The organism is Mesorhizobium sp. WSM4846 (assembly GCF_055811415.1).
Genome location: NZ_JBVVPZ010000066.1, coordinates 1 through 24,300 on the forward strand (window position 1 = coordinate 1; position 24,300 = coordinate 24,300).

The window sequence follows — 24,300 nt, forward strand, 5'->3', positions numbered from 1 at the left end:
GGGAAGCAACCGTCGGGAGTCGATCAGTGAACGTTTGTCGCTCACATTTCTGATGTGCACATCGCCAGCGGCTCAGCGGGAGCTTCACCGTCACGGGCTTGCCCTGGACCGGCAGATCCTGAAGGCTGCGGTTGGACCAGCCATGCCGACTTCGGCTTCGCCGGCCGCAATCGGGGCAAATGCCGATCGCTGGTCCGGCAGCGGAAACAACCCAACTGTGATCATCAGTGAGCCCGACACCCAGAATTCTGACGCCTGGGCCGGGCGACCATTTCGATTCCGTTCGCATGCCCGCCCATAGCGATAGCTTCGCTAACAGCGGATGAACCACACAAATTGAGAAAGACCCGATTAACTGCCAAGCGACAAAAGCCTTTAATCCGAGCGTGGCGCAGACTGGGGACGCCGAGTTCGTATGCGAAGCGGGGCGAACCGGCAGCCGGATAACTGGCAATTTGGGCGTAGGCACGTTCGAGCTGCTCGACCAGGCTGATAGCGACCCGTCGGCCAGCTGTTTCGAGATAGTCTTCAACGGCCTTGTCAACGTCCTCGCGCACTTGCTCACGCGGAATAACCAGCTTCGCCGTCACGCTTTAGCGCGGCTTTGAATGCGATCGCGCAGGTTTTCGAAGTAGCGGTCGTCGATCGGCTCGGTCGGCGGCGATGATGCACCGTCCATGAGCAGGCCGCGCAACTGTTCGCGATCCCGATCACGCCGGATCAATTCGCGAACGTACTCGCTGCTTGTGCCGTATCCTCGTTCGGAGACCTGTTGGTCAATGGCAAGAATGACGTAGCCGTTACACCTTCACCACATATTCCGGCTTGAGCGGCGGGATGTCGCCTTCGACATTCACCCAACAAGGAGCGACGGGGATCACGCGGCCGTCTGCCAGGGTCCGCAGGTGACTTCGCCGCCAGTGAGGGGCAACGGTCCAGCCGGTGGAGCCCCGGGGTTGCGACTTGGCAACATGGCTTGCACGCACGTCAATGACGATCATGGGCGCGATCGGGACCTTTCCTTTTTGCTCGCGCTGCTTGTTGAGCCGAACCGGAGCAGGTTCTTCGCGGCGTATTGCCTGCGGCGTGGAGAGGGCACCGAGAAGGGCGGCGACGACGCCGAAACCGTTGTCCGTCAGAAGGGCGCCGGTATCGGTATCGGCGTGGCTGATCAGGACACGCTTGTGATCGCCGATGATCTTGTGACCCGACTGGTTGACGAAAACGAGACTGGAGCGGTTTTTCGTTTCGAACATCACACGTGTGGAGAGCGCGATGACTTTGCCGTCGAGTTCGCTCGTGACGCGCTCGCAGAAAGCAGCCAAATGGACGGTTTCATCGAGAATTTTTTGGCACCAGGAGACCCAAAAGAAGGCGTGCGGGATCGGAGCTATCTCCGCGTCCCATAGCTGGTTCGAGAAGTCGATGAAGACCTGCAGGGTGTCGTCGGCCGTGTCGGGATCGATGAAGCTGAAAGAAAATTCGACGGTCTCTGTCGAATGTTTCTCGATGAAATGGGCGAGCTGCGCCGGCTCGTCGGCGGGCCATGGTTCGAGTGAGCGGAACTTCCCGCCGCGAAAGTATTCAAGTGCCGTGTGTAGTCGCATCGTGCAGCATAGGGGTTTGAGAAGATCGAGAGGGAGATGGCGGGAGTGCTCAAGGATCCAATGTTGGAGCCTTTTACCAGTTTCCTTCGGCGTTCTCTTGGTAAATGTCGAGCGGCCGGATTTCGAAGACAGGCCCGATCTCGCGCATCCGGGGGAGCGCTTTTTCTTTCGCAGCCTTGTATTCGTCGGTGTCCATGCCGAAGGCCTCGACGACAAGGTTCACGGGCTCATAGTTGCCGTAGGTTGTCTCGAGCACGAAGTCCGGGCGGCAGAGCCCCGAAGGCGTTTCCCGTGCAAACAGCGGTTTGGTGATCTTGATGCGCAATTGCGGCGCGGCTTCGAAGAGCGAGCGCTGCAACCAGAATAGCATCTGCGAAAACGTCGCGTTCGAAGCCGGATTCGACGGGAAACAGAGTGTCGCCGTTGTAAACGGGCTGCGAATAGGCCTGAATTGCCCTGGTCGGGCCTTGGTCATTCTCCTGAAAATCGGCATTGAGGATCGTGAGAAACGGACCGCGGCTGGCCGGATCGCCGCGCAGCGGCTGGCGCACTTTGGAGTTGACTTCGATCTTGCGCGCGTTCGAGGCGGGCGAGACGGCTCTGGCCGAGACGGTCGACCGCCAGTCCGGCGACGTCTTCCGGCGATCCGACCCGCCCCAGGGGGATGCGGCCCGCATGCCTTGCTTCGGTTTCCTCCTTCGGGCGGCCGTGCATGGGCGTGTCGATGATGCCGGGGGCGACGCAATTCACGTTGACGCCGAGGGGCGCGCATTCATAGGCGAGAAGTTTTGTGAGATGGTGGACGGCGGCCTTGGAGAAGCAGTAGTCGGCCCCGCCCGCCTGATAGTTGAATGCGGCGCCCTCCGAGCAGGCCGATGGAATCGACCTCAGCCGCGATCAGCCGGCTGACCAGTTTCCGTAGCGCGTTAACGTCGACCCGGCCGGAACGATCGGCGGGGGTGATCGGAAAAGCAGACAGGCCGTTTGCGAAAAATCATGGTTCAATTCCTCGATCGGTGGGGGCGAAACCCGGCCAGTAGTGGCCGTCAGGCGTCGGCCGCTTGCCAAAGATGGCCTGACCGACGCGCACGACAGTGGCGCCTTCCTCGATGGCTTCCTCGAAGTCTCCGGTCATACCCATGGAGAGCCCGGTGAGCGCGGCGTTGTGCTTCACGGCTTTGTCCCGCAGCCGGCGCAGCAGAATGAAGCAAGGCCGCACCTTGGCCATGTCGGAGGAAAACAGCGCAAGTGTCATCAACCCGCATGGCCGGAGACGGGGAAACTGATCAAGGGTCTCCACGAAGCGCAGCAGTGCGTTCGGATGAAGGCCGAACTTGCTGTCCTCGCCAGACGTGTTGACCTGCACATAGACGTCGAGGAAGCGATCTTCGCGGTCCAGCCTCGTGTTCAGAAGGTCGGCGAGCCGCAGGCTGTCGAGCGCATGAAACTCACGCGCGAAGCGGGCCAGATATTTGGCCTTGTTGGTCTGCAGATGTCCGACGATGCTCCAGTCGATGGCGAGATCGTGAAGCGCCTCGCTCTTTGTCATTGCCTCCTGGATCTTGTTCTCGCCGAAGGTGCTGATGCCGACGTCGAAGGCATATCGCAGGATATGGGCCGGCACCGTCTTGGTGATCGGCAGCAACCGCACGGAGGCACGGTCGCGCCCGGCCCGTGCGCAAGCAAGCGTGATGCGCTCTTCAACCGACGCCAGATTGGTGCGGAAGGTGGTAAGGGGATCAGGCCCGAAGCGTTCGACGTCCTCGGGCGAAAGCGGCAGATTGTTCGTGCCCATTGTGATCTGCCCCTGTCGTAGACAAGCTCGTTGGCCTTGAGCCGCGTGTAGCCGATGCCACTAAGAAACACGAGGCTCTTGTCGGGCGCTGCATAGATGGTCCGATCCGCCGCCGTAGCGGCGGCAGACAATGTGCAGACGGTGGCGAAAGCAAGAATTGCAACTGATGATGTGCAGCGATTCATGGGGCGGCTTCCTTGGCCCCCCAGGGATCGGGATAGCCCGTTTGTGATTTTCCGTTAAACGTCGGCGGCTCTCAGCGCCTGTACGCGGGGAGTTGTTTGTCGCGTCGACCATTCCTGGGCATTGGTGCAAAGACGTTGAACTCCGATGCGATGTCGAGGACGGCTTTGGTCATTGCCCTTTGTCTGGTGCGCACCGCGCTCGTTGCCCGTTCTACATGGGTGGCGGTAGGCTGCCTTGAGCTGGATCAGTTTTAGGGCGAACGGCCTGGTTGAACTCCGGCTCGCGACCCCGTTGCGGGGCCAATTGCAGTGGCGTCGGCAAACGATGAGGATGTGGAACGGTCGGAGACGAAGTCGAGCGATCACCACTGCTTAAGACTCGGCGGTACCAGCATCGGCACGGCCGCGGGCGGTCAGCTTCTCGCGATAGAACCGAAGAGCTCTTGTGGCAATCTCGTCGCCCATTCCCACACATTTGCGACGGAGGCGGCGAAAGCCGAGATTTGTCTAACGCGAACATGCCCGCTCTCTACGACAACAGCCAAGCATTGCGAGCAGCGCGGAGCCGTGACGAACGACCTTCCAGTCGGCTTATCTCTCCTCGGAACTGTCGGCAATGTGGCCGCCGGTCTGCCGCCGCCACAGGCGGGCATACAGGCCGTCGCGTTTGAGTAGCTCCGAGGGGGAGCCCTCCTCAACGATGCGCCCTTTGTCGAGCACGACGATCCTGTCCATGCTGGCAATCGTCGACAGGCGGTGGGCAATGGCGATCACCGTCTTGCCCTCCATTATAAGCTCGAGTTTTTCTTGGACCGCCGCCTCGGCTTCACTGTCCAGGGCAGAAGTCGCCTCGTCTAGAAGGAGGATTGGCGCGTCCTTAAGCAGCACCCGAGCGATGGCGACCCGCTGACGCTGGCCGCCAGAAAGCTTCACCCCGCGGTCACCGACGAAAGCATCGTAGCCGGTGCGGTTTTCGCTGTCCTTGAGATCGGCCACGAAACAGTCCGCATCGGCCAGCATTGCGGCGCGTTCGACCTCCTCCGGCGAGGCATCCGGCCGGCCGTAACGGATATTGTCCCCGACAGAGCGATGGAGCAACGAGACATCCTGGGTCACGACCCCGATATTCTGACGCAGGCTTGCCTGCGTCACCGAACGAATATCCTGGCCGTCGACGACGATTGCGCCATCGTTTACGTCGAAGAACCGCAGAAGCAGGCTGACAAGCGTTGACTTGCCGGACCCCGACATGCCGACGAGCCCGACCTTCTCGCCGGCGCGGACCCTGAGCGATAGATTCTCGATTACCCCTTTTCCTTGCCGGTATTCGAACCGGATATCTCTGAACTCGACCGCGCCGGCGACAACGGCCAGCGGCCTGGCTCCGGAGACATCGGTTACCGTTGAAGGCGTGGTGATGACCGGCATCGCGTCGCGTATCGTGCCCACAGCCTGGAATATCTGCTGTCCTAGCTGGAGAAAGGCCAGGGAGTTGGCGTTGAGCCGCTGAACGAGTGCGATTGAAGCAACAAATTGGCCGGTGGTGACAAAACCGGCCACGAGTCCCCAGAGCCCGACGGCGATGTTGGTCAGCGAAAGAAGTACGTTCAGCAGGACGACGCTGGTGTCGCTTGTTAAGTGGATGCGCCGTTCAAGCTGTTGCGTCTCAATGGCATCTCCCATGATGGTGCGCATTGCGTCCGCCTCGCTGTCTTCGGCCGCAAACAGCTTGACCACGTGGATGTTGCTGTAGAGGTCGGTCATGGCGCCGACGACGAGGCTGCGCGCGCGGGCAGAGTGGCGGGACCGCACGGCAAAATATGGCACTGCCACAACCGCGACTGTGACGTTCGCCACGATCCAAAAAAAGACCGGAAGCGCCAGCGGCCAGGACAGCGTGGCAAGCAGCGAAAGCGAACCGAGAAACTGCACGAGAAAATACGGTATGCTGGAAGACGCTACGACGATCTGCTGCTGCACGGCGGCGGCGAGTTGCGAAATGCGCGACGCCACCTGGCCGGCGAAGAGATCGTGGAAGAATGCAAGGTCCTGACGTTCGACCGCCTTGTAGCCATGCCATTGCATAGCCGCGGGCATGCATACGGACACTGCCTGGGACCCCAATGTCTTGGCGATGAACATCAGCAGCGGTTGCACGGGGAACATCAGCAGGCCGAGGAACGTGAGCATAGGCCAAGCTTCCTCAAGGAAAACCGCCGCACCGTTCGTGCTCACCCCGTCCACAATGATATACATGCCCCAGATCACCGCGAGGTTGATTCCCTCGACCGCCATCATGAAGACGGCGATGGCCGCCAGCACGCCACGGAACATGCGTGCGAAATGCAGAAGCAGCGCAAACGGACCTGTTGCCGGCAAAGGCGCGTAGGGGATATCCAGCGGGCGGATAAGCGTCTCAAAGGGGCGATAGATGAAATGCGAAGGCGACATGGCGGGTCAAACCGGCTGATCAGAAGAATGGGTGGGCGCATCGGAGGAGTGCGAGAGCGCGCGCCCCCTTAACTGCCAAGCGCACGTTCCTCGTCTACACACAATGCGTTCCCGGCGCGCTTCGAGCGGACCACGCAAGGCTGAGGGGCGCACTTGAATGAACATGCGCGCTGTGGCCACGTTCGAGAGCTGCATGGCCCTCGTAGTGCTGGTGGACGGCTTGGCTGAAGGAGGCGCGATCTATGAGGAGGTGCCGCGGCTGGCTATAGCGGCCCAGCTCCCCAGGTGTGGCTGGGTTCATCGTCCTGTTCTGGCCGTCTCATTGCGGGCATCGAGCACGCTCCTGGTTGATTTCTCGGTCCTCCACGACGCCCTGCCGACGTCTCACTTACGAGATCAGCGCAATTTCCGTGCCGGATTTGCGCTCCGTTTCGTTCCACCGCTTGCTCGCCAGCCGGTGCCTGGCTGTAACGGCCAGCGGGTGGGGCTCCGACACTCTTGTTCAGTTTCGGACACAAAAAAGTCGCTATAGACATGCTCGGGAAGACCGGATGGAACATCGAGCATGTAATCGTCGCACCCGAGCCGAATTTCATCCTCACCGGCTCCCGACCAGGGCGCTTGCTGAAAAGAGCGCTTGCTGCGCCAGCCATGAGTTCGCGGTAACCGCCGCAACCTTTTTCTGATATCGACCTGCGGGTTCACGGAAGAAGCCGATCCCGCGCGTCGCGCGATCGAGCGACTGCCGATCATCTGCGGGGAGGGCATTCCCTCACGACCTGATCTTTGAATCGGACATTTCGGTCGAACGAGTGCAGGAGCTACTCCATGACGGCGTTTAGAAGCCGGGGTCGCCAGGCTGTCGCTGAAGATCGACCACGTTGCGAAAGAGCGGCAGTTTCGCCAGATCGAACTCGTCGAAGGTCGGGCCGTCGTGCTTGCTCACCGCGCGACGCACCGGTCCGATATTCTCCTCCAGCACGAAGATGCCGGTCGCCTCGCCAGGGAGTTCAGCACCACTGCACTGATGCGACTGCAGTTAAAATGAAGAATCCGAGCTACGCCATTCTCGCAATAAACTGCTAAACCTGACTGAACGACTGCGTTCTCACTATTAACTGCCAAGCGACACTTCGTGGATTTCGCGCCGGAAGGCTTCCGAGCCGAGATAGCGGTGAGAAAAATGGTCTTGATTGCCTTGCCGAGTTGGGCCAGCGCCCTGTAGCTTGGGCGCTGCACGCTCGCCCGCGCAAAGCGGCGCAGGATCGATTCCGCATCGGCCGTGCGGTGCTGCAGGGCCGCCGCATATTTGATCAACTCGTCATACTGCTGCTCGATGAGGTTCCAGTCGATCGCCCGTGTCAAGATCGGCAGAAGGCTCGCGCGCCATTTCGGTGTCGGGCACCCCGCACTTCATCGGCAAGAGAACGGGCGACGGTTCCGGCCACGGTCGCCAACCATCTGGCGCACCGCGACGGTCCGGCTCCTATGCCAGGGCGAACTGGGGAGCACATGCGCCCCCTGCCATGACGCACGCATCCAGAAGGAAGAGGTGAGAGGTTACGCGAAAGGGTGTGATGGAGTGGGAGGCGCATCGCGTTCGACCATCCGTGGATTCGGCAGCCTTGATTAAGGTCTGCGACGTCTGACCAAGGCCATCCATGGCGGAGTGCTCTCGCTGAGGTTAAAGGCAGCCTCTTCGGCTTCGTACCGGGTCAGCCCGGTGAGCGGCCGACCGTATCTCTCGGCGGGAAGCCCTGTCAGGCTATCGATCACAGACCACAGCCCTGATTCCGACGGCAGAATCTTGTAGCGCCTCATCGAGCCCTCGCTTGCTAGATGCACAGAGAACTCCCGCTTTACCGCAAAGTTCCGCAGTGCAGCATCAAAATGTTGCGACGCACTATGAGGGATCCAGTTCATATGACGCGCGGGGTCCTTTTGGCGCGCTGCCCGGCTGCCGGGTGCTGGTCTCCGTCCCGGCCGGCCTTGATAGGGCAGCTCTGGACTTCGACGTGTCACGCAACTCGGCGTTCCGGCTCGAGCGGCACGGCCAGCTCGTGTATGCGCGCATTGGGGCAAACCCGCCGGGCGATATCGCAAAGATGCTGGTGATGCGTCAGATAGATCTGACTGACCCCTTGTTTTTGCTCCATCTTTCTTAAGCCCGCTGCAGTTGTCGGGCCGGCTCTGGTCCTGCCGGCTGAGGCCGTGAATGCGCCTCAGACGCCACCGCCATGAAAGCCTGAAGTGCCGCGGAGAGATACTCGTCGCTCCGCGTCACAAAAACAGTCGGCGCCGACCGCAGATTGTCAGGTAGCTGGTGTATGATGACCTGTCCGTCGGCTGCCGCATCCTGAACGACCCCCCGAGGTAGCATGGCCATCCCTACCCCGGCGGCGACGCAGCCGATGATCCCGTCCATTGTTCCGAGTTCCATCCAGCGGACATGCGTTACCCCACACGCCGCCAGGAACATGTCCATGCGCCGGCGATAGGAACAGCCCGATCGAAAAGCGAGGACCTTCAGAGCCGGCGATGCGGCCAAGGCCTTCAGATCCGAAAGCTCGCGAAACCGCGGCGAGGAGATCACAACGAGCTCCTCTTCGACGATCGATAGGCTCTTCAGTTCGGGATGAGCGATGGGGCCGGAGACGAACGCGCCATCCAGTTTGCGTCCGACGACCTCGCTGACGAGCTGTTCCGTCGGGGCAGCCTCCACCAGTACGTCGACCTCTGGATATTCTGCAGCATAGCGGATCAGGATCGGTGGAAGGCGAAGCGCTGCAGTGGTCTCCATCGAGCCGATCCTGAGTAAACCGCACGGCGTACCGCGGTCTGTGACGACGCGCTTGGCTTCGTCCAGAAGCTCTCCGACGCGCTCAGCATAGGGAACGAGCTGAATGCCGGTGGCTGTCAGTGTAACCCCTCGCCTGGAGCGATGAAAAAGCGGAGCACCGATTTCCTCCTCAAGCGATTTTATTCTCGCGGTGACGTTGGATTGCACCGTGTTGAGCACACCGGCAGCCCCTCCGATACTGTTTGCTCTCACCACCGCCTGGAAAAACCTGAGGTCGGCGCTGTTCATCGGCCATCTCCTTTTCAGATGAAAAACATCTGATCTAATCGTTTGTTTTAAGTCAAGTGTCGCAATAGCGTCAAAGAAAAATTTCCGGGAACTTCCTCAAGCTGGGAGAAGTATTGATGACGATACGAACGCGTCTGACAGAATTTTTCGAAATCGAGCATCCCATCATCCTTGCCCCGATGACCCCGGCCGCGGGTGGCGCGCTTGCGTCCGCCGTCGCCGACGCCGGCGGTCTGGGCCTGTTGGGTGGGGGATATGCTGATCGTCAATGGTACGAAACAGAGTCGTCGCTGATTACCAATGAACGCGTTGGCTGCGGGTTCATCGCCTGGGCAGTCGAAGCCGACCTTGATCTGTTTGACCGCGCACTTGCGGAGCGTCCGTCCGCGATGATGCTTTCGTTTTCGGATCCGGCGAAGCTCGCGGCACGGGTCAAGCAGGCGGGTGTTCCGCTGATTTGCATGATCCACACACTCGAACATGCCCGGCGCGCAATCGACGTTGGCGCCGACATTCTTATTGTTCAGGGGACTGAGGCCGGCGGCCATGGCCTGGTCGCGCGGTCAACCATGCCCTTCGTTCCCGCAGTCGTGGATCTGGTGGCAAAGATTTCGCCTTCTGTCATTATCGTGGCGGCAGGCGGCATTGCCGACGGTAGGGGCCTGGCCGCTTCGCTGATGCTCGGAGCAGACGGGGTCCTGATGGGAACCAGGTTCTGGGCTACGCGCGAGTCGCTCATCCATCCGGCAGCCAAGGACAAGGTAGTCGCGGCCTCTGGCGACGAGACAATCCGGACTTCCGTCTACGATATCGTCCGTCAGAAGGCCTGGCCCGCTGGCTATACCGGCCGACTGCTCAAAAACGGCTTCATCGACAAGTGGCACGGGCGGGAAGAAGAGCTGCGCACGCTGCATTCCGAAGAATTGTCGAAGGTCGAGGCGGCATGGGCCTCCGGCGACTATGACACGGCCAACGTGACTGTCGGTGAGGCGGTGGGCCTCATCAACGATGTGCCGTCGGCGAAGGACATCGTTCGCCGAACGCTGCGCGAGGCAGGCGAAAGACTTGGGGTCTACGCATTCGATCAGCGCATCGCGAGCTGACTTACCACGGCCCTGAAGAGAGGGCCGACTGCTTTCAAAACATAAAAGGGGAACTGCAGCATGCAACAGCTACAGGAAAGGGGCGACTCCGTCCGCAAACCAGGTATCTGGACCGTCGTCCTTGCATCAAGCGCCGGCACGGTCATCGAATGGTACGACTTCTATCTTTACGGAAGTCTGGCGATTTTCTTCTCAACGCTCTTCTACCCTGCCAATGAACCGACGGCAGCTGTTCTGATCAGCGTCGCAACCTTTGCCACAGGCTTCCTCGTGCGCCCATTGGGAGCCCTGCTGTTCGGCAGCATCGGCGACCGCGTCGGACGCAAGAGCACGTTCTTGATGACGCTCCTTCTGATGGGCATTGCGACCGCGCTCGTCGGCGTCTTGCCAACCTTTGAGACCGCGGGATATTTCGCACCGATCGCTCTTGTGGTCCTTCGGCTGATCCAGGGATTGGCGATAGGCGGCGAATACGGCGGCGCCGCCGTTTACGTTGCAGAACACGCACCGGCGAACCGGCGCGGGTTCTTCACGAGCTTTATCCAGACAACGGCAACCGTCGGCTTTTTTCTGGCGATTGTCGTCGTGCTTACGTGTCGGCTGTCGCTCGGCGAAGAACTCTTCAAGCAATGGGGTTGGAGAATTCCGTTCCTGCTATCATCGGTTTTGATCGTGCTGTCCCTTTATCTGCGCCTCAAGCTGAGCGAATCCCCGGTCTTCGAGGAGCTTCGCAAAGGCGGGAAGACCGCAAAGAGCCCAATCCGTGAGAGTTTCGCCACCGGTGATGGCGTGCGTTATGCAGCCTTTGCACTGTTCGGGGCGACCGCCGGCCTGGGGTGCGTTTGGTATACAGGCCAGTTCTACGCACTGTATTTCTTGCAAAGCGTGCTGAAGCTTGACTTCCTGACAGCGAACATTTGCCTTGCTGCTGCTTTGGTGATCGGAACGCCCGTCATCGTTTTCTTCGGCGCCTTGTCCGACCGGATCGGCCGTCGCAAGTTGATTGTCACCGGTTTCATTCTGGCAGCCGTGTTCTATGTTCCAATCTATCAGGGCATCGCCGCCGCCGTCGCTGCCCAGAACTTCGTTTTGGTAACAGCGCTGATCGTCGCCCAACTCGTTTTCGTCGGATTGGTCTATGGCCCTATGGCAGCTTTCCTCGTCGAGCTCTTCCCGGCGAAATTGCGCTACACCTCGCTCTCGCTGCCCTATCACATCGGAACAGGCGTGTTTGGCGGCTTTGTTCCCCTCATCAACCTGTCGCTGGTTGCCTACACGGGCAACATCTATGCGGGCCTGGCCTATCCCATTGCGATCGCGATCATGAGCGCAGTCGTAAATGTTCTCTGGTTCCCCTGCGCGCTGGCTGGGGAGCCCGAGGCTGCCCCAACCGGCCTACCTGCGAGGGCAATCTGAATCTTCACCGGGACGCCGAGTGCGCGTCCCCGCCCTCTTCCTATTTCCGAGGACGACCCATGCCGCTGATAAAAATTAACCTTCTGAAGGGCCGATCGCCTGGGGAGCAGGACAAGATCCTCGACTGCATCCATGAGGCGGTGGTCAGGGCTTTCCATGTACCGCCAGCCGATCGCTATCAGATCCTGATCCAACACGAGAGATCGCATGTGCGCGCGGAGGATACCGGTCTTGGTCTTTTTCGCAGTGACAGGCTGATCATTATCGAGGTGATCTCGCGAGCGCGGTCAACTGACGACAAACAGGCCTTCTATCGTTTCGTTGCAACAGGGCTTTTGGATGTGTGTGCGATCGACCCTGCAGATGTTGTGGTCAGTATCGTAGAAAATGGTGACGCGGATTGGTCCTTCGGCCTTGCAATTCATAACCGGCGAACTTCGCGGAAATTAGGCATCGCGGCGGTGAGACACGTCAATGTCTAATGCCAGTCCGATACGGCCGCGCCATCAGCTTTGACCGGCCGCGCAAATTCAAACAACAAGGAGAGAGCAGCTATGAAACAGCTACACCGAACCGTTGCAGCGTCACTGGGAATGCTGATGACAACTTTTTTAGTTTCGGCGCAAGCCAAGGAGGCCACCATCAAGTTCCAAGTCGAAGGCCAGACAATCGTAGGCACTTTGGTCACGCCGGATGATGTCGCGAATCCTCCCGTCATCCTGATGCTTCACGGTTTCACCGGCAGCCGCAACGAATGGAGTTCGGAGGCGGTGAAGGAAGGCCTGTTCGGGCGTGCCGCGCCGGTGCTCGCAAAGAATGGCATCGCTTCGCTTCGGATCGATTTTCGCGGCAGCGGCGCGAGCGACGGCAAATTCGAAGACATGACCGTCGAAACCGAGATAACGGACGCACAAGCGGCGCTCGACTTCCTATCGACGAATGACAGCGTCGACGGCAAACGTATTTCGTTGATGGGAATGAGCCTGGGCGGTGCGGTCACGACAGCAGTTGCCGGCCGGACGAAAACACCTTTAAAGTCTGTCGTGCTCTGGAACCCCGGCATCAATCTTCCGGCAGCGTTCATCTCCATTTTTGGCGAGAAGCAGATGGCGGAAGCTGTGACAGCGGGCGATAAAGTCTATCCGGCCAAGCGCGTCGGAGATGAGAAGGAAATTCCCTTGAAAGGCCGCTTCTTCGAGAGCCTATACGCGGTGCAGCCTGCCGGCGAAATCTCGCGCTACAAGGGGCCGCTGTTCCTCGCGGTCGGCACGCGCGACAGCATCGTCTTTCCCCAACCCGTTCTCGCCAAGTCGTTGCTGGCTTATCACGACGGTCCGGAAGAACTGTGGGCTGAACCCGTTGATCATGGTTTCGGCGTTGAACAGAGTGCCAAGACCGTGGACAAGCTGATCTTAGCGACGGTCGCCTTTCTAAAGTCCAATGGCGAATAATTTGCGGCGTCGAACGGCGCTCGCTCGGCCGCCAATGCCGCCGGAACTGGCGGCGTCTTAGCGAAAGCGGTAACGCTCGCCTGTCAGTTACCCTTCATGCAGGATGCCTGCCCGCGTGAACCTGCCCGGTTCCCGAGTACATCCGCCCCGTGACGACCGGAAGAAAAATTCGAGCTGATCGTAGGCCGCTCGCTGGCTGAAGACGGCGCGGCTATGATCGCGAACTGCAACGGCGTACTCTCGACCAAGAAGCACCCAATCAGGATATTACCTTTCGTACCGGCAGTTGGGAAGAAGTCCCGTCGCACGCGGAAATGATCGCAGGCGAGCGAGCATGTCCTCGACTGGTTCCATATCCCCATGCGCAATGGAAGCCGCTTCCTTCCGCGGCTAACCCGCTCCTGCCCCGTAACTGCGCGCAGGATTGCTGGCCGGCGTCGCCATCGTCGAGCGCGCCGGGCCTGCGATGCTCGAGATGCTTCACGCCCGTACGAGGGGAGCATGAGGATTTGTGGGGCGGTCAAGCCGCGCGGACCATTTCGCCGTTCTCGTGATTGTCGTTCGCCATGCCGGGATACCATTTGCCGGAAGGTCGACCGCAGGGAGCCATCGAGGGTCTGCGTGCGGGTTTTCAGCAGAAGATGTGCGCGAGGCTGTGTTGCAAAGTCTTCGGTAACCAGGCGCATGGCACGGCCTCTGGTAGTTTCGCCGGAGAGTTCAGATGTTCAAGGGCCGCCATTTCGACCAGTCCGTCATTCTGCTTTGCGTTCGCTGGTATCTGGCCTACGGCTTGAGCCTTCGCGATTTGAAGGAAATGACGGCCGGGCGCGGCATCAGTATCGATAGGCGCCGGTTATGGCCATGGTGCAGCGACCGACCGACGTCACGACCGGCGCTCCGGCCGGTGACGCGCGTGCCGCGGTCGTGACCGGTCTCTCAGCGCGAGCAAGCGACGCGTCATTAAAGCGCAGATCGAGTCGAGAGCTCATTTGATGAGCGACGAGTGGAAAGCATTCATGGCCATTGGTGAGAAGCTTTGCCAAGCAGGAGACCGTGAAGCATTCCAGTGGTGAGTATGTTCGCGATGCCGTCCACGTCAATTCGGTAGAGGGCTTCAACTCCCGCGTCCGCCGTACCATCGCCGGCGTCTTTCATCATATCAGCCAGCAGCATGCCGACCTTTCCACGAGGTTGGCTTCCGATGGTCACAGCGCGTGGTATCCGGGAGCGCCGTTCGGAAAACCCGGCATGGTCTAGAAGTCTTGAGGACCATCTGGTCGCGCGTGCCGCCGGCGCTGCAGCTACTGAGCGTTTTTCGCGTCGCCACGGGGCGTCAGATGCGCCGAAGCCTGGGTGGAGGAATCATCATCAAATCAACCGTAGCTGCCTTTGGTTGATAAATGCCTCGTACGATTTTGAGCAGTTCTTGTTCCGACCCCATCATGCGAAGATCGTGTGACTCTCCAAGTTTTGGCAAAACGAGAGGCATCCCACAGATGGGGCACTCGGCTGCTGCGGGTCACCTTCGACGACAGTCACACTTACTGATCTCGATTTGATTGTTGAACCTCGGTCTTAAGAGCAGCAGTGCTGACCTCGAAATGAGTTTGGCCGCATGGCACGCGCAAGCGGAGCACCCTGGCCAGCCATTGTGCTCCAATCCGTGCTGTTTGCTCTCACAACCGCCTGGAAAAACCGGAGGTCGGCGCTGTTCATCAGCCATCTCCTTTTCAGATGAAAAACATCTGATCTAATCGTTTGTCTTAAGTCAAGTGTCGCAATAGCGTCAAAGAAAGATTTCCCGGAACATTGAAGGAAAGCCAAGCCATGCGCCAAGCAGCGCCCCGCTTTGCACTCGACCACATGGCGACGTCCGGACTCGACGTCAGGGCACTTTTCGCTTTTGCCCGTGACCAGGGCCTGACCGATGTCCAGATCCGCAGCCAACAGCGCAGCAATGCTATTGCACGCGGCATGCCGGCGGCGGACGTCCGGTCTGCCGCCGCCGAAGCAGGCGTTGGGATTATTTCCATCAATGCCTTGCAGCGCTTCAATGAGTGGACACCCGCCCGCAAGGCCGAAGCGAGCAAGCTCGCCGATTATGCGGCGGCCTGCGGCGCCAAGACGCTCATGCTGGTGCCGGTTAACGATGGCTCGTGGCCCGCCAATGGCGAGCGCCGGGGCGATCTCCGCTTTGCCTTGAAGGCGCTCAAGCCGATCCTCCAGTCGCGCGGCCTGATCGGTCTCATCGAGCCGCTGGGCTTCCAGACCTGCTCGCTTCGATCGAAGAACGAAGCGGCTAAGGCCATTGCCGCCATTGATGGCCAGTCCGTCTTCCGCCTCGTGCACGACACGTTTCATCACACGCTCGCCGGGGAGCCGTTCTTCTCCTGCGACCTGACCGGTCTCGTGCACATTTCAAGCGTGAACGATCCAATCCACTGGATTTACCCGGATCGCGTCCTAGCAGGTTCCGACAATGGCAGCCAGATCCAGGCGCTGCTTGATGGCGGTTATGAGGGCCCCTTCTCCTTCGCACCGTTTGTCGACGCAGCCCACGCGCTGGACGACGTCGCAGGCGCACTTGCCGCGAGTATCGATCTCGTCCGACAAGGGCTATTGACGCGAATGGCGGCGTGAGACGCGGGAGTAAATTAGGGGTGCCTGAGACGGCTTTTGGCGTCCCGCGGAGAAGTCATTCGAGACGCCTCCTGTAACACTATCTCTCGCATCCAGATGCTTGCCGCATCACTGTTGTGAAAGGCGGGCCATTGGAGGGCCTCGGTAAATGCGGAAGCGGCAGCGGAAGTTCGATGATCCGCAGCGGGAACGTTTTCTTGAAATGCTCAATCAGCCGGAAGGGCATGGTCGCTATACGAGCTGTGCCTGAGACCATCGGCGGGATCATCCTAAACGCCTGCACGATAACCTCGACACGTCTCTTGAGGCCATGCTCAAGAAAAACCGCTCCTCGATGGAGGGCTTCAGCTCGGACCCTGAGTAGTGCGATTAATGAACGTCACTTCGCTGGTCGAACGGGTGAACCGCTTCTATCGAGTCGTCGCCCGTGGCGCTTCCATTCCCTATGCTGCCTTCATTTCGCGGTCCTCGCCAAACTGTTCAGCCAAATCGAAGCCAGCTCTCCCGAGGACAGACGCCGGCAAGCAGTGCGTGGACTTAGCGAAACAGCCGTCCGCAATTTAGCCCTGTCCAGAGTTTGCGAAACACGCAAAAAAGATGAAAGTGCGATGTTCAGGCGCATCGGTGCGACTGCACAGATTAAGTCATTTGAATTTATGCCAAGGGGGAAACGGTATTGGGCAACGGCTCAGGCGCTGGCGAACCTTGAATGTTGCGCATGCATTGGAGCGCCGGCCGATTCGAGCACGATCAACGATCGCTGTGGCAAGCTCACGTCAATGTCCCCGAATTGCATTTCCCTACCACCAGACTACCCCGCTCAGGAGCGCGACGCCGGCAGCACTCCCATCTCCTTGAGCAACCGGCCAGCGCCGTCAATCTTGTCCATGATCCAGAGCATGAAGCGACTGTCGACATGGATGCTGCGATTGCGGTCTGCGGCATATGCCCAATCGGAGATCACTCCATCAAGCGTGCCATCGAAGGCGAGGCCGACGAACTCGCCGCGCCCATTCAGCGTGGCCGAGCCGCTATTGCCGTTGGTGATGTCGGCGGTGGACAGGAAGTCGACTGGAAGCGTGCCCAGCGCCGGCGCGACATAGGGGCCATAATCCTTGGCTCGGATCGCTGCGATAGCCGCATCTGGAGCATCGAACTCACCCTTGCCCGTTTCTTTGGCCAGAAGTCCCTCCGCCGTGGTAAAGGGCATCCATATCTGCCCGTCGCGTGTTCGCCCCGCCACCTTGCCCCAAGTGGTGCGCAGCGAGCCATTCGCGTCGGGATACATCGGCCGGCCGATTGCCTGCCGATAGGCACGCTGGCCGTGCATGTAGATGGCGCGAGCCGCCTGGCTGCGTCCAGCGCGGTCCTTCGCAGCGTGCTCCGCAGCTAAGTCGCCGGGGTAAAGAGCGAGCGCCAGCTTAATGAAAGGGTCCTCCGACGCCTCGAAGGCAGCAGCGGGCTTGTCAAGCCAGCCGAGCCGCATTGCCGTGTCTGCGAGTTTGGTGTCTGCATAAAGTCGGTCAAGGCCAATTTGACCCAAAGCGCTTTCGAAAGCAGTATCGCGATCCTTTGCGTCCAGCCGGCGATATTCGTCGAGTGCGGCCTCGAAAAGCTTTCGATCGATGTCTGGCAAATAGCGGCGTTCGATCTGCGTCAGCTGATCCGAGATTTCTTTACGGTCACGATCCTGAAAGCCGCTTTCACGGTCTTCATCGGGCTTCTCGTGCTCCTTTGTCCAGCGATAGAGAGTGCGTGCCGATGACAGTAGTTGCGCGCGATTGAGCAACGCCTGGCGCAGCCTCGCCAGCGAAGCCCGGCTATTCTCGCCCACCATCGCGTCCAGTTCGCGGATTGCGGCGTCAAAGCGCGTCTGCCGCACGGGATACTCAGCGACCCAGGCGCGAAAAGCTTCCTCCTCGGTAGCCTTGCGCGCGTCGAGGCCGATCGCGTCGGCGCCGGCTAGATCGCCCGCCAGCTTCTTCTTGTAGTTTTCCACGCCTTGTAGGATGGAGGCGTAGCGGATCTGCGCTTCGCGATTGCCTGCCGTGGCTTGGTTGATCTGAGCGGCATAATCCGAGAGCAAACGCTGGGACAGTGGTTCGTAGTCGGCGAAGTTGAACCGGACTTCATCGGCGGTGAGGAACCGCTGGGTTGCGCCGGGAAAGCCGGCGACCATCACGAAATCGCCTTCTTGGACGCCTTCACGGGCCATGGGCAGCCAACTCTTTGGCCGGTAAGGCACATTGTCACGCGCATAGGGCCGGGAGGAACCATCAGGAGCGACATAGGCGCGATAGAAGCCGAAATCGCCTGTGTGGCGCGGCCACATCCAATTGTCCGTTTCGCCGCCGAAGTTACTGATGCCGGGCGCGGGCGCGTAGACGAGGCGCACGTCCTCAATTTCGAGCTTCTGCTGGAGATGGTAGGAGGCGCCGCCATAATAGGGCATCACGTCGCAGCGGCGATTGGGCTGTTCTTCACACGCGGCGATCAGCGCCTTGCGGTTCGCTTCGAGCCGCTCATAGCGGGCAAAGCCGTTCAGCTTGTCCGAGACGCCCTTGAGCATGTCAGCGGTCACATCCCGCATATCCTCGATCACATAGATGCGGCTGCCGGGCGCCGCAGGCAATTCTTCACCCAGGCTCTTCGCCAGAAACCCGTTGGTGAGATAGTCTTGGCTCTCCTTGCTGTTGTACTGGATGGATTCCAGCACGCAGTGATGGTTTGTGGCGACCAGTCCTTGCGGACTGACGAATGAGGCGGAGCATCCGCCCAGTGAAACGATCGCGTTAAGCGGAGCAGCGTCCAGACGGCTCAGCTGCGCGGGATCGATCTGGAGCCCATCCGCGCGCATGGCCGCGCCGACTTCTGCACTCTGGGCCGGCATCCACATGCCTTCGTTCGCCGATGCAGCAGTGGCCGTCCACAGCAAGGCGATGGCACTTACCCAAGCAACCCTATCACATTCGCAGTTCATACTGGTGTCTCTCCCACTCTATCTACTGTCTCCGCCGACTGGATCGATGAGCTATCGGGCTGGCCGGCGACGCCAGCGCCTGCGCGGCTGCCACTGGGTGAAGACTAAGGGGACGGTCAACGCAAACATCTGAATGACGCTTCCCTCACATCGTATCGGTTCCGTGCAACGTTTGCGGATTATCCGTTGCACTAATCGTGCCAAATGAATAAAGCTTTCAACGACCCAAATGGTAAGCTGCCTTCCATGTCCGACCTCCGACATTTCGTCGTAGACCCGACACCCTCGTCCTCGCCAGCGACGAAGCCCGCTGCCGAACGGCCGTCGCTGGCCATTAATTGTGAGAGTGCGTTTCTTCACCTAGCCGTATACGCCGAAGACCATGCGGTATCCTGGGCATATCCTTGCTGGTGTTCGCCGGTCGGGAAGTGGAGCGACCCATCTGCGAACATCTGAATTATTATCGCCGCTTGAGGCGCCGGGCGGTTCAGGAACTGCTCAGCTGCCGTTCCGCTGTGCCAATTATGCGACTTTGACCTGTAGCAGCTAAGTTAAAATGTCCGGATCTGGCAAAGTAGGAATGTCGCTCCTGCCTTGCCAATCTGCCCGCATTCGAGAGCGCGGGAGATTGCAGATTGGGACTGGTTCTGATGAGCGAACGCGAGCTGCGGCGTATCGAGGTTTTGTCGAAGATTGTTGAGCGGCGAATGACGAGCGTTGCGGCGGCAAGTTTGCTCGGCGTTTCAGTTCGTCAGATCCAGCGGCTGTTGAAGACGTTCCAGGCTGATGGCGCTGGGGCTCTCCGGCACAAGGCGCGTGGCCGGCGTTCCAACAATCGCATTGTCGATGGTGTTCGCGACTTCGTGCTAGAGCTGATCCGCGAACACTACATCGACTTCGGTCCGACGCTTGCCCGCGAGAAGCTGATCGAACGGCATCAGCTGGCGGTCAGCAAGGAGACGCTGCCTTCGCCAACAAGGTTTTAGCACGCCTGATCTTCCTCGATGAGACGTCGACCAATACCAAGCTGACCAAAGACACCGGCTGGGTAGCGAAGGGCGAGCGCTTCAGGACGCATGCGCCGCCATTCGGCCAATGGCAGACGCAGACCTTCATCGCTGGGCTGCGATGCCACGGTCTTGTCGCACCGTTGATCATCAACGCGCCGATGAACGCCGCCATCTCCGAACGCTACGTCGAAACTCTCAAATCGCTCCCGAACTGATGCCCGGCGAGGTGCCGCTGTCAATCTCGAAACGAGATGACGGTCGCTGGGGTCGCAATCGAATGAGCTTGATCCGGGGCCCGCCCTTTTTGCGTGCGAATGTCTGGTCCAATGGTTATCAGGCAGGGAGCAGTTGTATCCATCATTTGGATGCATCGATCCAAACAATCTATTTGTTCAATTTATCACTCTTCGCAAAAAGCTTTCCGCGGTCCGAAGCGTGGCTGCGCCGATCCGCACCCAGGAGGCGCATGAGGTACTCACAGCGTCCTAGTTGCGGGCCCGAGTAATCTGGGCGCGTTCAACGCGGGGCCCGTGCGTTGATTGGTAGCTGCTGTGCGGCCGGGATTATCCAGCGTTCAGAATGGGGAAATGAATTTGCGATCACGTAAGAGACTGGCGGGACTGGCATTGTGGATTGTAGCGACTGCACCGCTATCTTCGAACGCCGCCTCCGCCGAGAGCATTTTGGAAGCCCTATCGGAGGCATACCAGAACAATTCTTCTCTAAATTCGTCCCGCGCCAAGGTCCGCGTTACCGATGAGAGCGTAGCCATCGCCAAGTCAGGGTGGCGCCCGACGATCGAGGTTTCCGCGAACGTCGGTCAGTCCAGCAGCCATGTTAACGGGAGCAATAAAAACGCGCGAAAGACGACCGGCGAATATGGCGTCAAGATTAAGCAGACGCTGTTCGACGGTTTTCAGACTAGGAACAACGTCGCCGCCGCCGAATCGCAGGTCAGAGCTTCGGTCGAAAGCATGCGCAACACCGAAGAGAACATCCTGTTCAAATCAGCCCAGGCGTATATGAACGTCGTTCGCGACCGGCAGGTAGCGGTGCTGACGCAGCAAAACGTGCGGTTCCTGACCGAGCAGGCGCGAGCTGCGCGTTCGCGCTTCGAGGTTGGCGAGGTTACGCGTACCGACGTCGCTCAAGCCGACGCTTCGCGCGCGTCTGCCGTGGCGGAATTGGCCGGCGCCCGTGAGCAGCTCCTAGTGAGTGCGGCGACCTATCGTCAGCTCGTCGGCCACGAGCCGGGGAGGCTCAGAGCCGCTTCGCCGCCATCGAAGCTGTTGCCGCCGAGTCTCGATGCGGCAATCGTGACTGCATCAAGCGAGCACCCCGCCATCCTGGCCTCGCAGCATCTGGTCGACGCGGCAGCGTTTTCGGTGAAATCGGCCGAAGGTGCGCTGCTGCCTCAACTCTCCGCTTCCGCTGGCGTCTCGAGCGCCTATCGCAACACCTCGCCTATAGCGAGCCAGCAGGACGGCACGACCAATTCGGCCAGCATCGGCGCGACATTGACCATACCGATGTATTCGGGTGGCCGCAGTTCGGCGCTTGTACGACGGAACAAGGAATCGCTTGGTCAGGCCCGGATCGAAACCGATGTCGGCCGCGATCTGGTGCGTCAGCAAGTGATTGCAGCATGGACCACGTACACCGCAGCCCGGCAAACTGTAGCCGCCAACAGGCAGGTGACTGCCGCTACGCAGCTTGCCTTGAACGGCGTCATCGAGGAGCGCGATGTCGGCCGACGCACCACGCTCGACGTTCTCAACGCCCAGGCCGCAGTCATCTCCGGCAAGATCAATCAGGCCAAAGCCGAACACGACGTGGTGGTGGCGAGTTATGGCATCCTACAGGCGATCGGTCACCTTTCGGCCAAGCGTCTCAACCTGCAGGTGACAAAATACAGGCCGGACGACACTGTCAAGGACAAGTGGACCGGTCTACGCACGCCAGATTCGCGATAAACTGCCCGAGTTGAAGCTTCGCGTCGATGACAAGTGGATGCATTTTCGCCTCCCACCAGCATGGGAGTGCCTGCCTCTCATGTTTGATACGTCTCTCTCGGCATACGGGTTGCCGGCGAAACGGACCGGCCCGCGATCATATCGGGCGCGCCGTCGCGCAGGGCTTTGAAGACGGCTTATTGGACACCTCCCGGCCAGGGGCGGAGTCGTCCAAGAACCCAGCTGTGGCTATCGCCAAAAGCTAGCCCGCTACCGACAATACGGGCTAAGGTTTTAGCGAGATGGATGGCCGGTTGAAGAAAAAGAAGCTGGAGAAGCGAGCGCGCCGTGGTACGCCCATCGCACAGGTTGCCGCATTGCCTTATCGCCGCACTGCAGACGGAGACGATGAAATCTTGCGGCTAACGTCTCGGCAAACAGGCCGCTTCATCTTGCCCAAGGGGTGGCCGATGAAGGGTCGACAAGACCGCGAGGCTGCAGCTCATGAGGCTGGTGACGAAGCCGGAGTAGTGGGCACTTTCCATGAGCAATCCGTCGGCAGCTTCCATTATTGGAAGCGATTGAAGGACACATTTGTCCCGGTAACCGTTGAAGTATACCCGCTTCACGTGCAGCAGGAGCTGGATGAATGGAAAGAGCGGAAGTATCGAAGACGGGCCTGGCTTAAGCCCGATCAAGCAGCCCTCCTGGTCGACGAACCTGAGTTGGCTGCCCTACTGGAGTCTATAGCGCCTGAACTGGCTTGTTTCTGAACGCTAGGATAAAACATGCTCAATTACCTGGCTCGCCCGCGTCGCACTCAACGAGGCGCTCCGGCGAGCGCGAAAGCGACGGCCTTCCGCTGAACTGGCGGAACTGAATGATGGAGGCTCGGTGATTCTGTCGCAAACGGAATGGCAGCCATATCTGGCGCGCGCTTGTTATGTTCAAAGGCTGTCATTTCGACCGATCAGTGATCTTGCTGTGCGTGCGCTGGTATCTGGCCTACAATCTCAGCCTGCGCGTCCGGAGGAGATGATGGCCGAACGCGGCCTGAACGTCGACCATTCGACTGTGCACCGCTGGGTCGTCCACTTCTCGCCCCAGCTTCTGGAGCGCTTCAACGGGCGCAAGCGCGCCGTCACCGGCAAGTGGCACATGGACGAGACATACATCAAGATACGCGGCCAACGGATGTATCTCTATCGTGCCGTCGACGGCGTCGGCGACACGGTCGAGTTCTTCTTCAGCGAACACCGCGACCTGCCGGCAGCCAAGCGCTTCTTCCGGAAGGCCCTGGAGCGCCTCGGCAGACCGGATCGCATCGTCATCGGCGGCGGCCCGACCAATCATGAGGCGATCATTTCCTGCGACGCCGAACACCGTCTGCGGAATCGATCGCGACCAGCGCTGAAGCCGATCCGCATCCGCAAGAGCAAGTACCTCAACAATCGGATCGAGCAGGACCATCGGCGCATCAAGCGCCGCACGTCTAGAGCGGGATGAAGAGAGGCTGAATCGAAGGGGGATTCCCAAATCAGCGGGGATTTGATTCAACATGCTGGCTGGGGATGGAGGCCAGCATGGATGGGCAAGCCTTATTCGATGGATCTGCGCGAGCGGGTTGTTGGTGCGGTTGAGCAGGAGGGCCTGTCGCGGCGGCAGGCGGCGGCGCGTTTTGGGGTCGGCATCAGCACGGTCATCCGGTGGGTTCGCCGGCTGCGGGAAACGGGCATGGTGGAGCCCGGCAAGATGGGCGGGCGACGGCCGAAGAAGATTGCCGGTGCGCACCGCGACTGGCTTATCGAGCGCTGCCGCAATACAGACTTCACGCTGCGCGGCCTTGTGGCAGAACTGGCCGAGCGCGGGCTGAAGGTCGACTACCGCTCGGTGTGGGAGTTCGTCCGTGCCGAGAAGCTGACGCACAAAAAAAGACGCTGATCGCCGCCGAGCAGGATCGGCCCGATGTGGCGCGTCGGCGGGCGCAGTGGAAGGCCCATCAGGGCCGGATCGCCGCCTCCCGCCTGGTCTTCATCGACGAGACCTGGACCAAGACCAACATGGCTCCGCTCCGGGGCTGGGCGCCGCGCGGCCAGCGCCTGAAAGCCAAGGTGCCGCATCGACGCTGGAAGACCATGACCTTCCTGGCTGCCCTGCGCCACGACCGCGTCGACGCCCCATGGCTCATCGACGGGCCGATCAACGGCGAGCGCTTCCGGCTCTATGTCGAGAAGGTGCTCCTGCCCACCCTCAAGCCGGGCGACATCGTCGTCATCGACAATCTCGGCTCGCACAAGGGCAAGGCCGTCCGGCACGCCATCCGCAAAGCCGGCGCCAAGCTCTTCTTCCTGCCCAAATACTCGCCGGACCTGAATCCAATCGAGCTGCTCTTCGCCAAGCTCAAGCACCTGCTGCGAAAGGCCGCCAGACGCACCACCGACGCCGTCTGCAGCGCCATCGGCCAAATCCTCGACACCGTCACATCAAAGGAATGCGCCAACTACTTCACCGAGGCCGGCTATGTCCCAACCTAAAATCATCGCGCTCTAGGCAGCGGTCTTGATCTCGGCCATGACGCCGACGATGTCGTTCACCACCGTCTCGACCAGCTTCTGGTCGTCG

Annotated in this window: 17 protein-coding genes and 8 pseudogenes; 12 read left to right on the top strand and 13 right to left on the bottom strand. The window is 60.0% G+C overall.

Annotated features, from left to right (window positions below):
* The 11 genes and pseudogenes from AC0L15_RS31485 to AC0L15_RS31535 form a co-directional block, all read right to left on the bottom strand.
* The coding region (locus AC0L15_RS31485) for a transposase family protein (RefSeq protein WP_473498181.1) at positions 1-289 on the bottom strand (289 nt) is incomplete at its 3' end.
* 297 nt (positions 290-586) lie between these two features.
* A complete protein-coding gene (locus tag AC0L15_RS31490) occupies positions 587-790 on the bottom strand; it encodes a ribbon-helix-helix domain-containing protein (protein WP_473498207.1) in 204 nt (67 codons plus the stop codon).
* Between the two features lie 10 nt (positions 791-800).
* Positions 801-1,607, bottom strand: a complete 807-nt coding sequence (locus AC0L15_RS31495; protein ID WP_473498183.1) for an AcrVA2 family anti-CRISPR protein — start codon at positions 1,605-1,607, stop codon at positions 801-803.
* Positions 1,608-1,680: 73 nt separating this feature from the next.
* A complete protein-coding gene (locus tag AC0L15_RS31500; protein WP_473498184.1) occupies positions 1,681-2,082 on the bottom strand; it encodes a hypothetical protein in 402 nt (133 codons plus the stop codon).
* Entirely contained in the window at positions 2,079-2,498 is a 420-nt protein-coding gene (locus AC0L15_RS31505; RefSeq protein ID WP_473498209.1) for an SDR family NAD(P)-dependent oxidoreductase, read from the bottom strand. The genes AC0L15_RS31500 and AC0L15_RS31505 overlap by 4 nt, the downstream gene beginning before the upstream one ends.
* Positions 2,470-2,586 (bottom strand): annotated as a pseudogene (locus tag AC0L15_RS31510) (dihydrodipicolinate synthase family protein); the annotation flags it as partial. The gene AC0L15_RS31505 and the pseudogene AC0L15_RS31510, both read right to left, overlap by 29 nt.
* A 15-nt stretch (positions 2,587-2,601) precedes the next feature.
* Complete coding sequence (locus AC0L15_RS31515) at positions 2,602-3,402, bottom strand: YggS family pyridoxal phosphate-dependent enzyme (protein WP_473498186.1); 801 nt, start codon at positions 3,400-3,402, stop codon at positions 2,602-2,604.
* A 776-nt stretch (positions 3,403-4,178) separates the two neighbouring features.
* A complete protein-coding gene (locus AC0L15_RS31520; protein WP_473498188.1) occupies positions 4,179-6,038 on the bottom strand; it encodes an ABC transporter ATP-binding protein in 1,860 nt (619 codons plus the stop codon).
* 892 nt (positions 6,039-6,930) lie between these two features.
* Positions 6,931-7,053 (bottom strand): annotated as a pseudogene (locus tag AC0L15_RS31525) (phenazine biosynthesis protein PhzF); the annotation flags it as partial.
* 120 nt (positions 7,054-7,173) lie between these two features.
* Positions 7,174-7,415 (bottom strand): annotated as a pseudogene (locus AC0L15_RS31530) (Tn3 family transposase); the annotation flags it as partial.
* Positions 7,416-8,199: 784 nt separating this feature from the next.
* The gene (locus AC0L15_RS31535) at positions 8,200-9,126 is read right to left on the bottom strand and encodes a LysR family transcriptional regulator (RefSeq protein WP_473498190.1); all 927 of its coding nucleotides are present in this window, start codon (positions 9,124-9,126) and stop codon (positions 8,200-8,202) included.
* A gap of 179 nt (positions 9,127-9,305) precedes the next feature.
* Here AC0L15_RS31535 and AC0L15_RS31540 point away from each other — a divergent pair, with 179 nt between their 5' ends.
* The 7 genes and pseudogenes from AC0L15_RS31540 (at position 9,306) to AC0L15_RS31570 (ending at position 15,736) form a co-directional block, all read left to right on the top strand.
* Complete coding sequence (locus tag AC0L15_RS31540; RefSeq protein WP_473498192.1) at positions 9,306-10,229, top strand: NAD(P)H-dependent flavin oxidoreductase; 924 nt, start codon at positions 9,306-9,308, stop codon at positions 10,227-10,229.
* 60 nt (positions 10,230-10,289) lie between these two features.
* Positions 10,290-11,645: an MFS transporter gene (locus AC0L15_RS31545; protein ID WP_473498194.1), complete on the top strand. Its 1,356-nt coding sequence runs from the start codon at positions 10,290-10,292 to the stop codon at positions 11,643-11,645.
* Positions 11,646-11,704: 59 nt separating this feature from the next.
* Positions 11,705-12,127, top strand: coding sequence for a tautomerase family protein (locus AC0L15_RS31550; protein WP_473498196.1), 423 nt, complete (start codon positions 11,705-11,707; stop codon positions 12,125-12,127).
* 72 nt (positions 12,128-12,199) lie between these two features.
* The gene (locus AC0L15_RS31555; protein ID WP_473498198.1) at positions 12,200-13,096 is read left to right on the top strand and encodes an alpha/beta hydrolase family protein; all 897 of its coding nucleotides are present in this window, start codon (positions 12,200-12,202) and stop codon (positions 13,094-13,096) included.
* A 721-nt stretch (positions 13,097-13,817) separates the two neighbouring features.
* A pseudogene (locus AC0L15_RS31560) lies at positions 13,818-13,961 on the top strand (IS6 family transposase); the annotation flags it as partial.
* Positions 13,946-14,493 (top strand): annotated as a pseudogene (locus tag AC0L15_RS31565) (transposase); the annotation flags it as partial. The pseudogenes AC0L15_RS31560 and AC0L15_RS31565, both read left to right, overlap by 16 nt.
* Positions 14,494-14,959: 466 nt before the next feature.
* Complete coding sequence (locus AC0L15_RS31570) at positions 14,960-15,736, top strand: TIM barrel protein (RefSeq protein WP_473482642.1); 777 nt, start codon at positions 14,960-14,962, stop codon at positions 15,734-15,736.
* Between the two features lie 14 nt (positions 15,737-15,750).
* Here AC0L15_RS31570 and AC0L15_RS31575 read toward each other — a convergent pair.
* Both AC0L15_RS31575 and AC0L15_RS31580 read right to left on the bottom strand, forming a co-directional pair.
* Positions 15,751-16,093 (bottom strand): annotated as a pseudogene (locus tag AC0L15_RS31575) (type 2 periplasmic-binding domain-containing protein); the annotation flags it as partial.
* Positions 16,094-16,556: 463 nt separating this feature from the next.
* Entirely contained in the window at positions 16,557-18,716 is a 2,160-nt protein-coding gene (locus AC0L15_RS31580) for a S46 family peptidase (protein ID WP_473498200.1), read from the bottom strand.
* Positions 18,717-19,351: 635 nt separating this feature from the next.
* On the opposite strand from AC0L15_RS31580, the pseudogene AC0L15_RS31585 reads away from it, so the two are divergent.
* The 5 genes and pseudogenes from AC0L15_RS31585 to AC0L15_RS31605 all read left to right on the top strand — a co-directional run.
* A pseudogene (locus AC0L15_RS31585) lies at positions 19,352-19,687 on the top strand (helix-turn-helix domain-containing protein); the annotation flags it as partial.
* A gap of 626 nt (positions 19,688-20,313) precedes the next feature.
* Positions 20,314-21,699, top strand: a complete 1,386-nt coding sequence (locus AC0L15_RS31590; protein ID WP_473498201.1) for a TolC family outer membrane protein — start codon at positions 20,314-20,316, stop codon at positions 21,697-21,699.
* A 293-nt stretch (positions 21,700-21,992) separates the two neighbouring features.
* A complete protein-coding gene (locus tag AC0L15_RS31595; protein WP_473498203.1) occupies positions 21,993-22,451 on the top strand; it encodes an NUDIX hydrolase in 459 nt (152 codons plus the stop codon).
* A gap of 170 nt (positions 22,452-22,621) precedes the next feature.
* A pseudogene (locus AC0L15_RS31600) lies at positions 22,622-23,166 on the top strand (IS6 family transposase); the annotation flags it as partial.
* A 99-nt stretch (positions 23,167-23,265) separates the two neighbouring features.
* Positions 23,266-24,212, top strand: a protein-coding gene (locus tag AC0L15_RS31605; RefSeq protein ID WP_473498205.1) for an IS630 family transposase whose coding sequence is annotated in 2 segments (ribosomal slippage) — positions 23,266-23,604 and positions 23,607-24,212 — 945 coding nt in all. Because the reading frame shifts where the segments join, the coding sequence is not laid out codon by codon here.
* Positions 24,213-24,300: the final 88 nt, after the last annotated feature.

Excerpts from the sequence above, each read along its gene's own strand:
- AC0L15_RS31495 (WP_473498183.1), bottom strand. The coding sequence starts at position 1,607 with ATGCGACTACACACGGCACTTGAATACTTTCGCGGCGGGAAGTTCCGC.
- AC0L15_RS31500 (WP_473498184.1), bottom strand. The coding sequence starts at position 2,082 with ATGACCAAGGCCCGACCAGGGCAATTCAGGCCTATTCGCAGCCCGTTT.
- AC0L15_RS31515 (WP_473498186.1), bottom strand. The coding sequence starts at position 3,402 with ATGGGCACGAACAATCTGCCGCTTTCGCCCGAGGACGTCGAACGCTTC.
- AC0L15_RS31520 (WP_473498188.1), bottom strand. The coding sequence starts at position 6,038 with ATGTCGCCTTCGCATTTCATCTATCGCCCCTTTGAGACGCTTATCCGC.
- AC0L15_RS31535 (WP_473498190.1), bottom strand. The coding sequence starts at position 9,126 with ATGAACAGCGCCGACCTCAGGTTTTTCCAGGCGGTGGTGAGAGCAAAC.
- AC0L15_RS31540 (WP_473498192.1), top strand. The coding sequence starts at position 9,306 with ATGACCCCGGCCGCGGGTGGCGCGCTTGCGTCCGCCGTCGCCGACGCC.
- AC0L15_RS31545 (WP_473498194.1), top strand. The coding sequence starts at position 10,290 with ATGCAACAGCTACAGGAAAGGGGCGACTCCGTCCGCAAACCAGGTATC.
- AC0L15_RS31550 (WP_473498196.1), top strand. The coding sequence starts at position 11,705 with ATGCCGCTGATAAAAATTAACCTTCTGAAGGGCCGATCGCCTGGGGAG.
- AC0L15_RS31555 (WP_473498198.1), top strand. The coding sequence starts at position 12,200 with ATGAAACAGCTACACCGAACCGTTGCAGCGTCACTGGGAATGCTGATG.
- AC0L15_RS31570 (WP_473482642.1), top strand. The coding sequence starts at position 14,960 with ATGGCGACGTCCGGACTCGACGTCAGGGCACTTTTCGCTTTTGCCCGT.
- AC0L15_RS31580 (WP_473498200.1), bottom strand. The coding sequence starts at position 18,716 with ATGAACTGCGAATGTGATAGGGTTGCTTGGGTAAGTGCCATCGCCTTG.
- AC0L15_RS31590 (WP_473498201.1), top strand. The coding sequence starts at position 20,314 with ATGAATTTGCGATCACGTAAGAGACTGGCGGGACTGGCATTGTGGATT.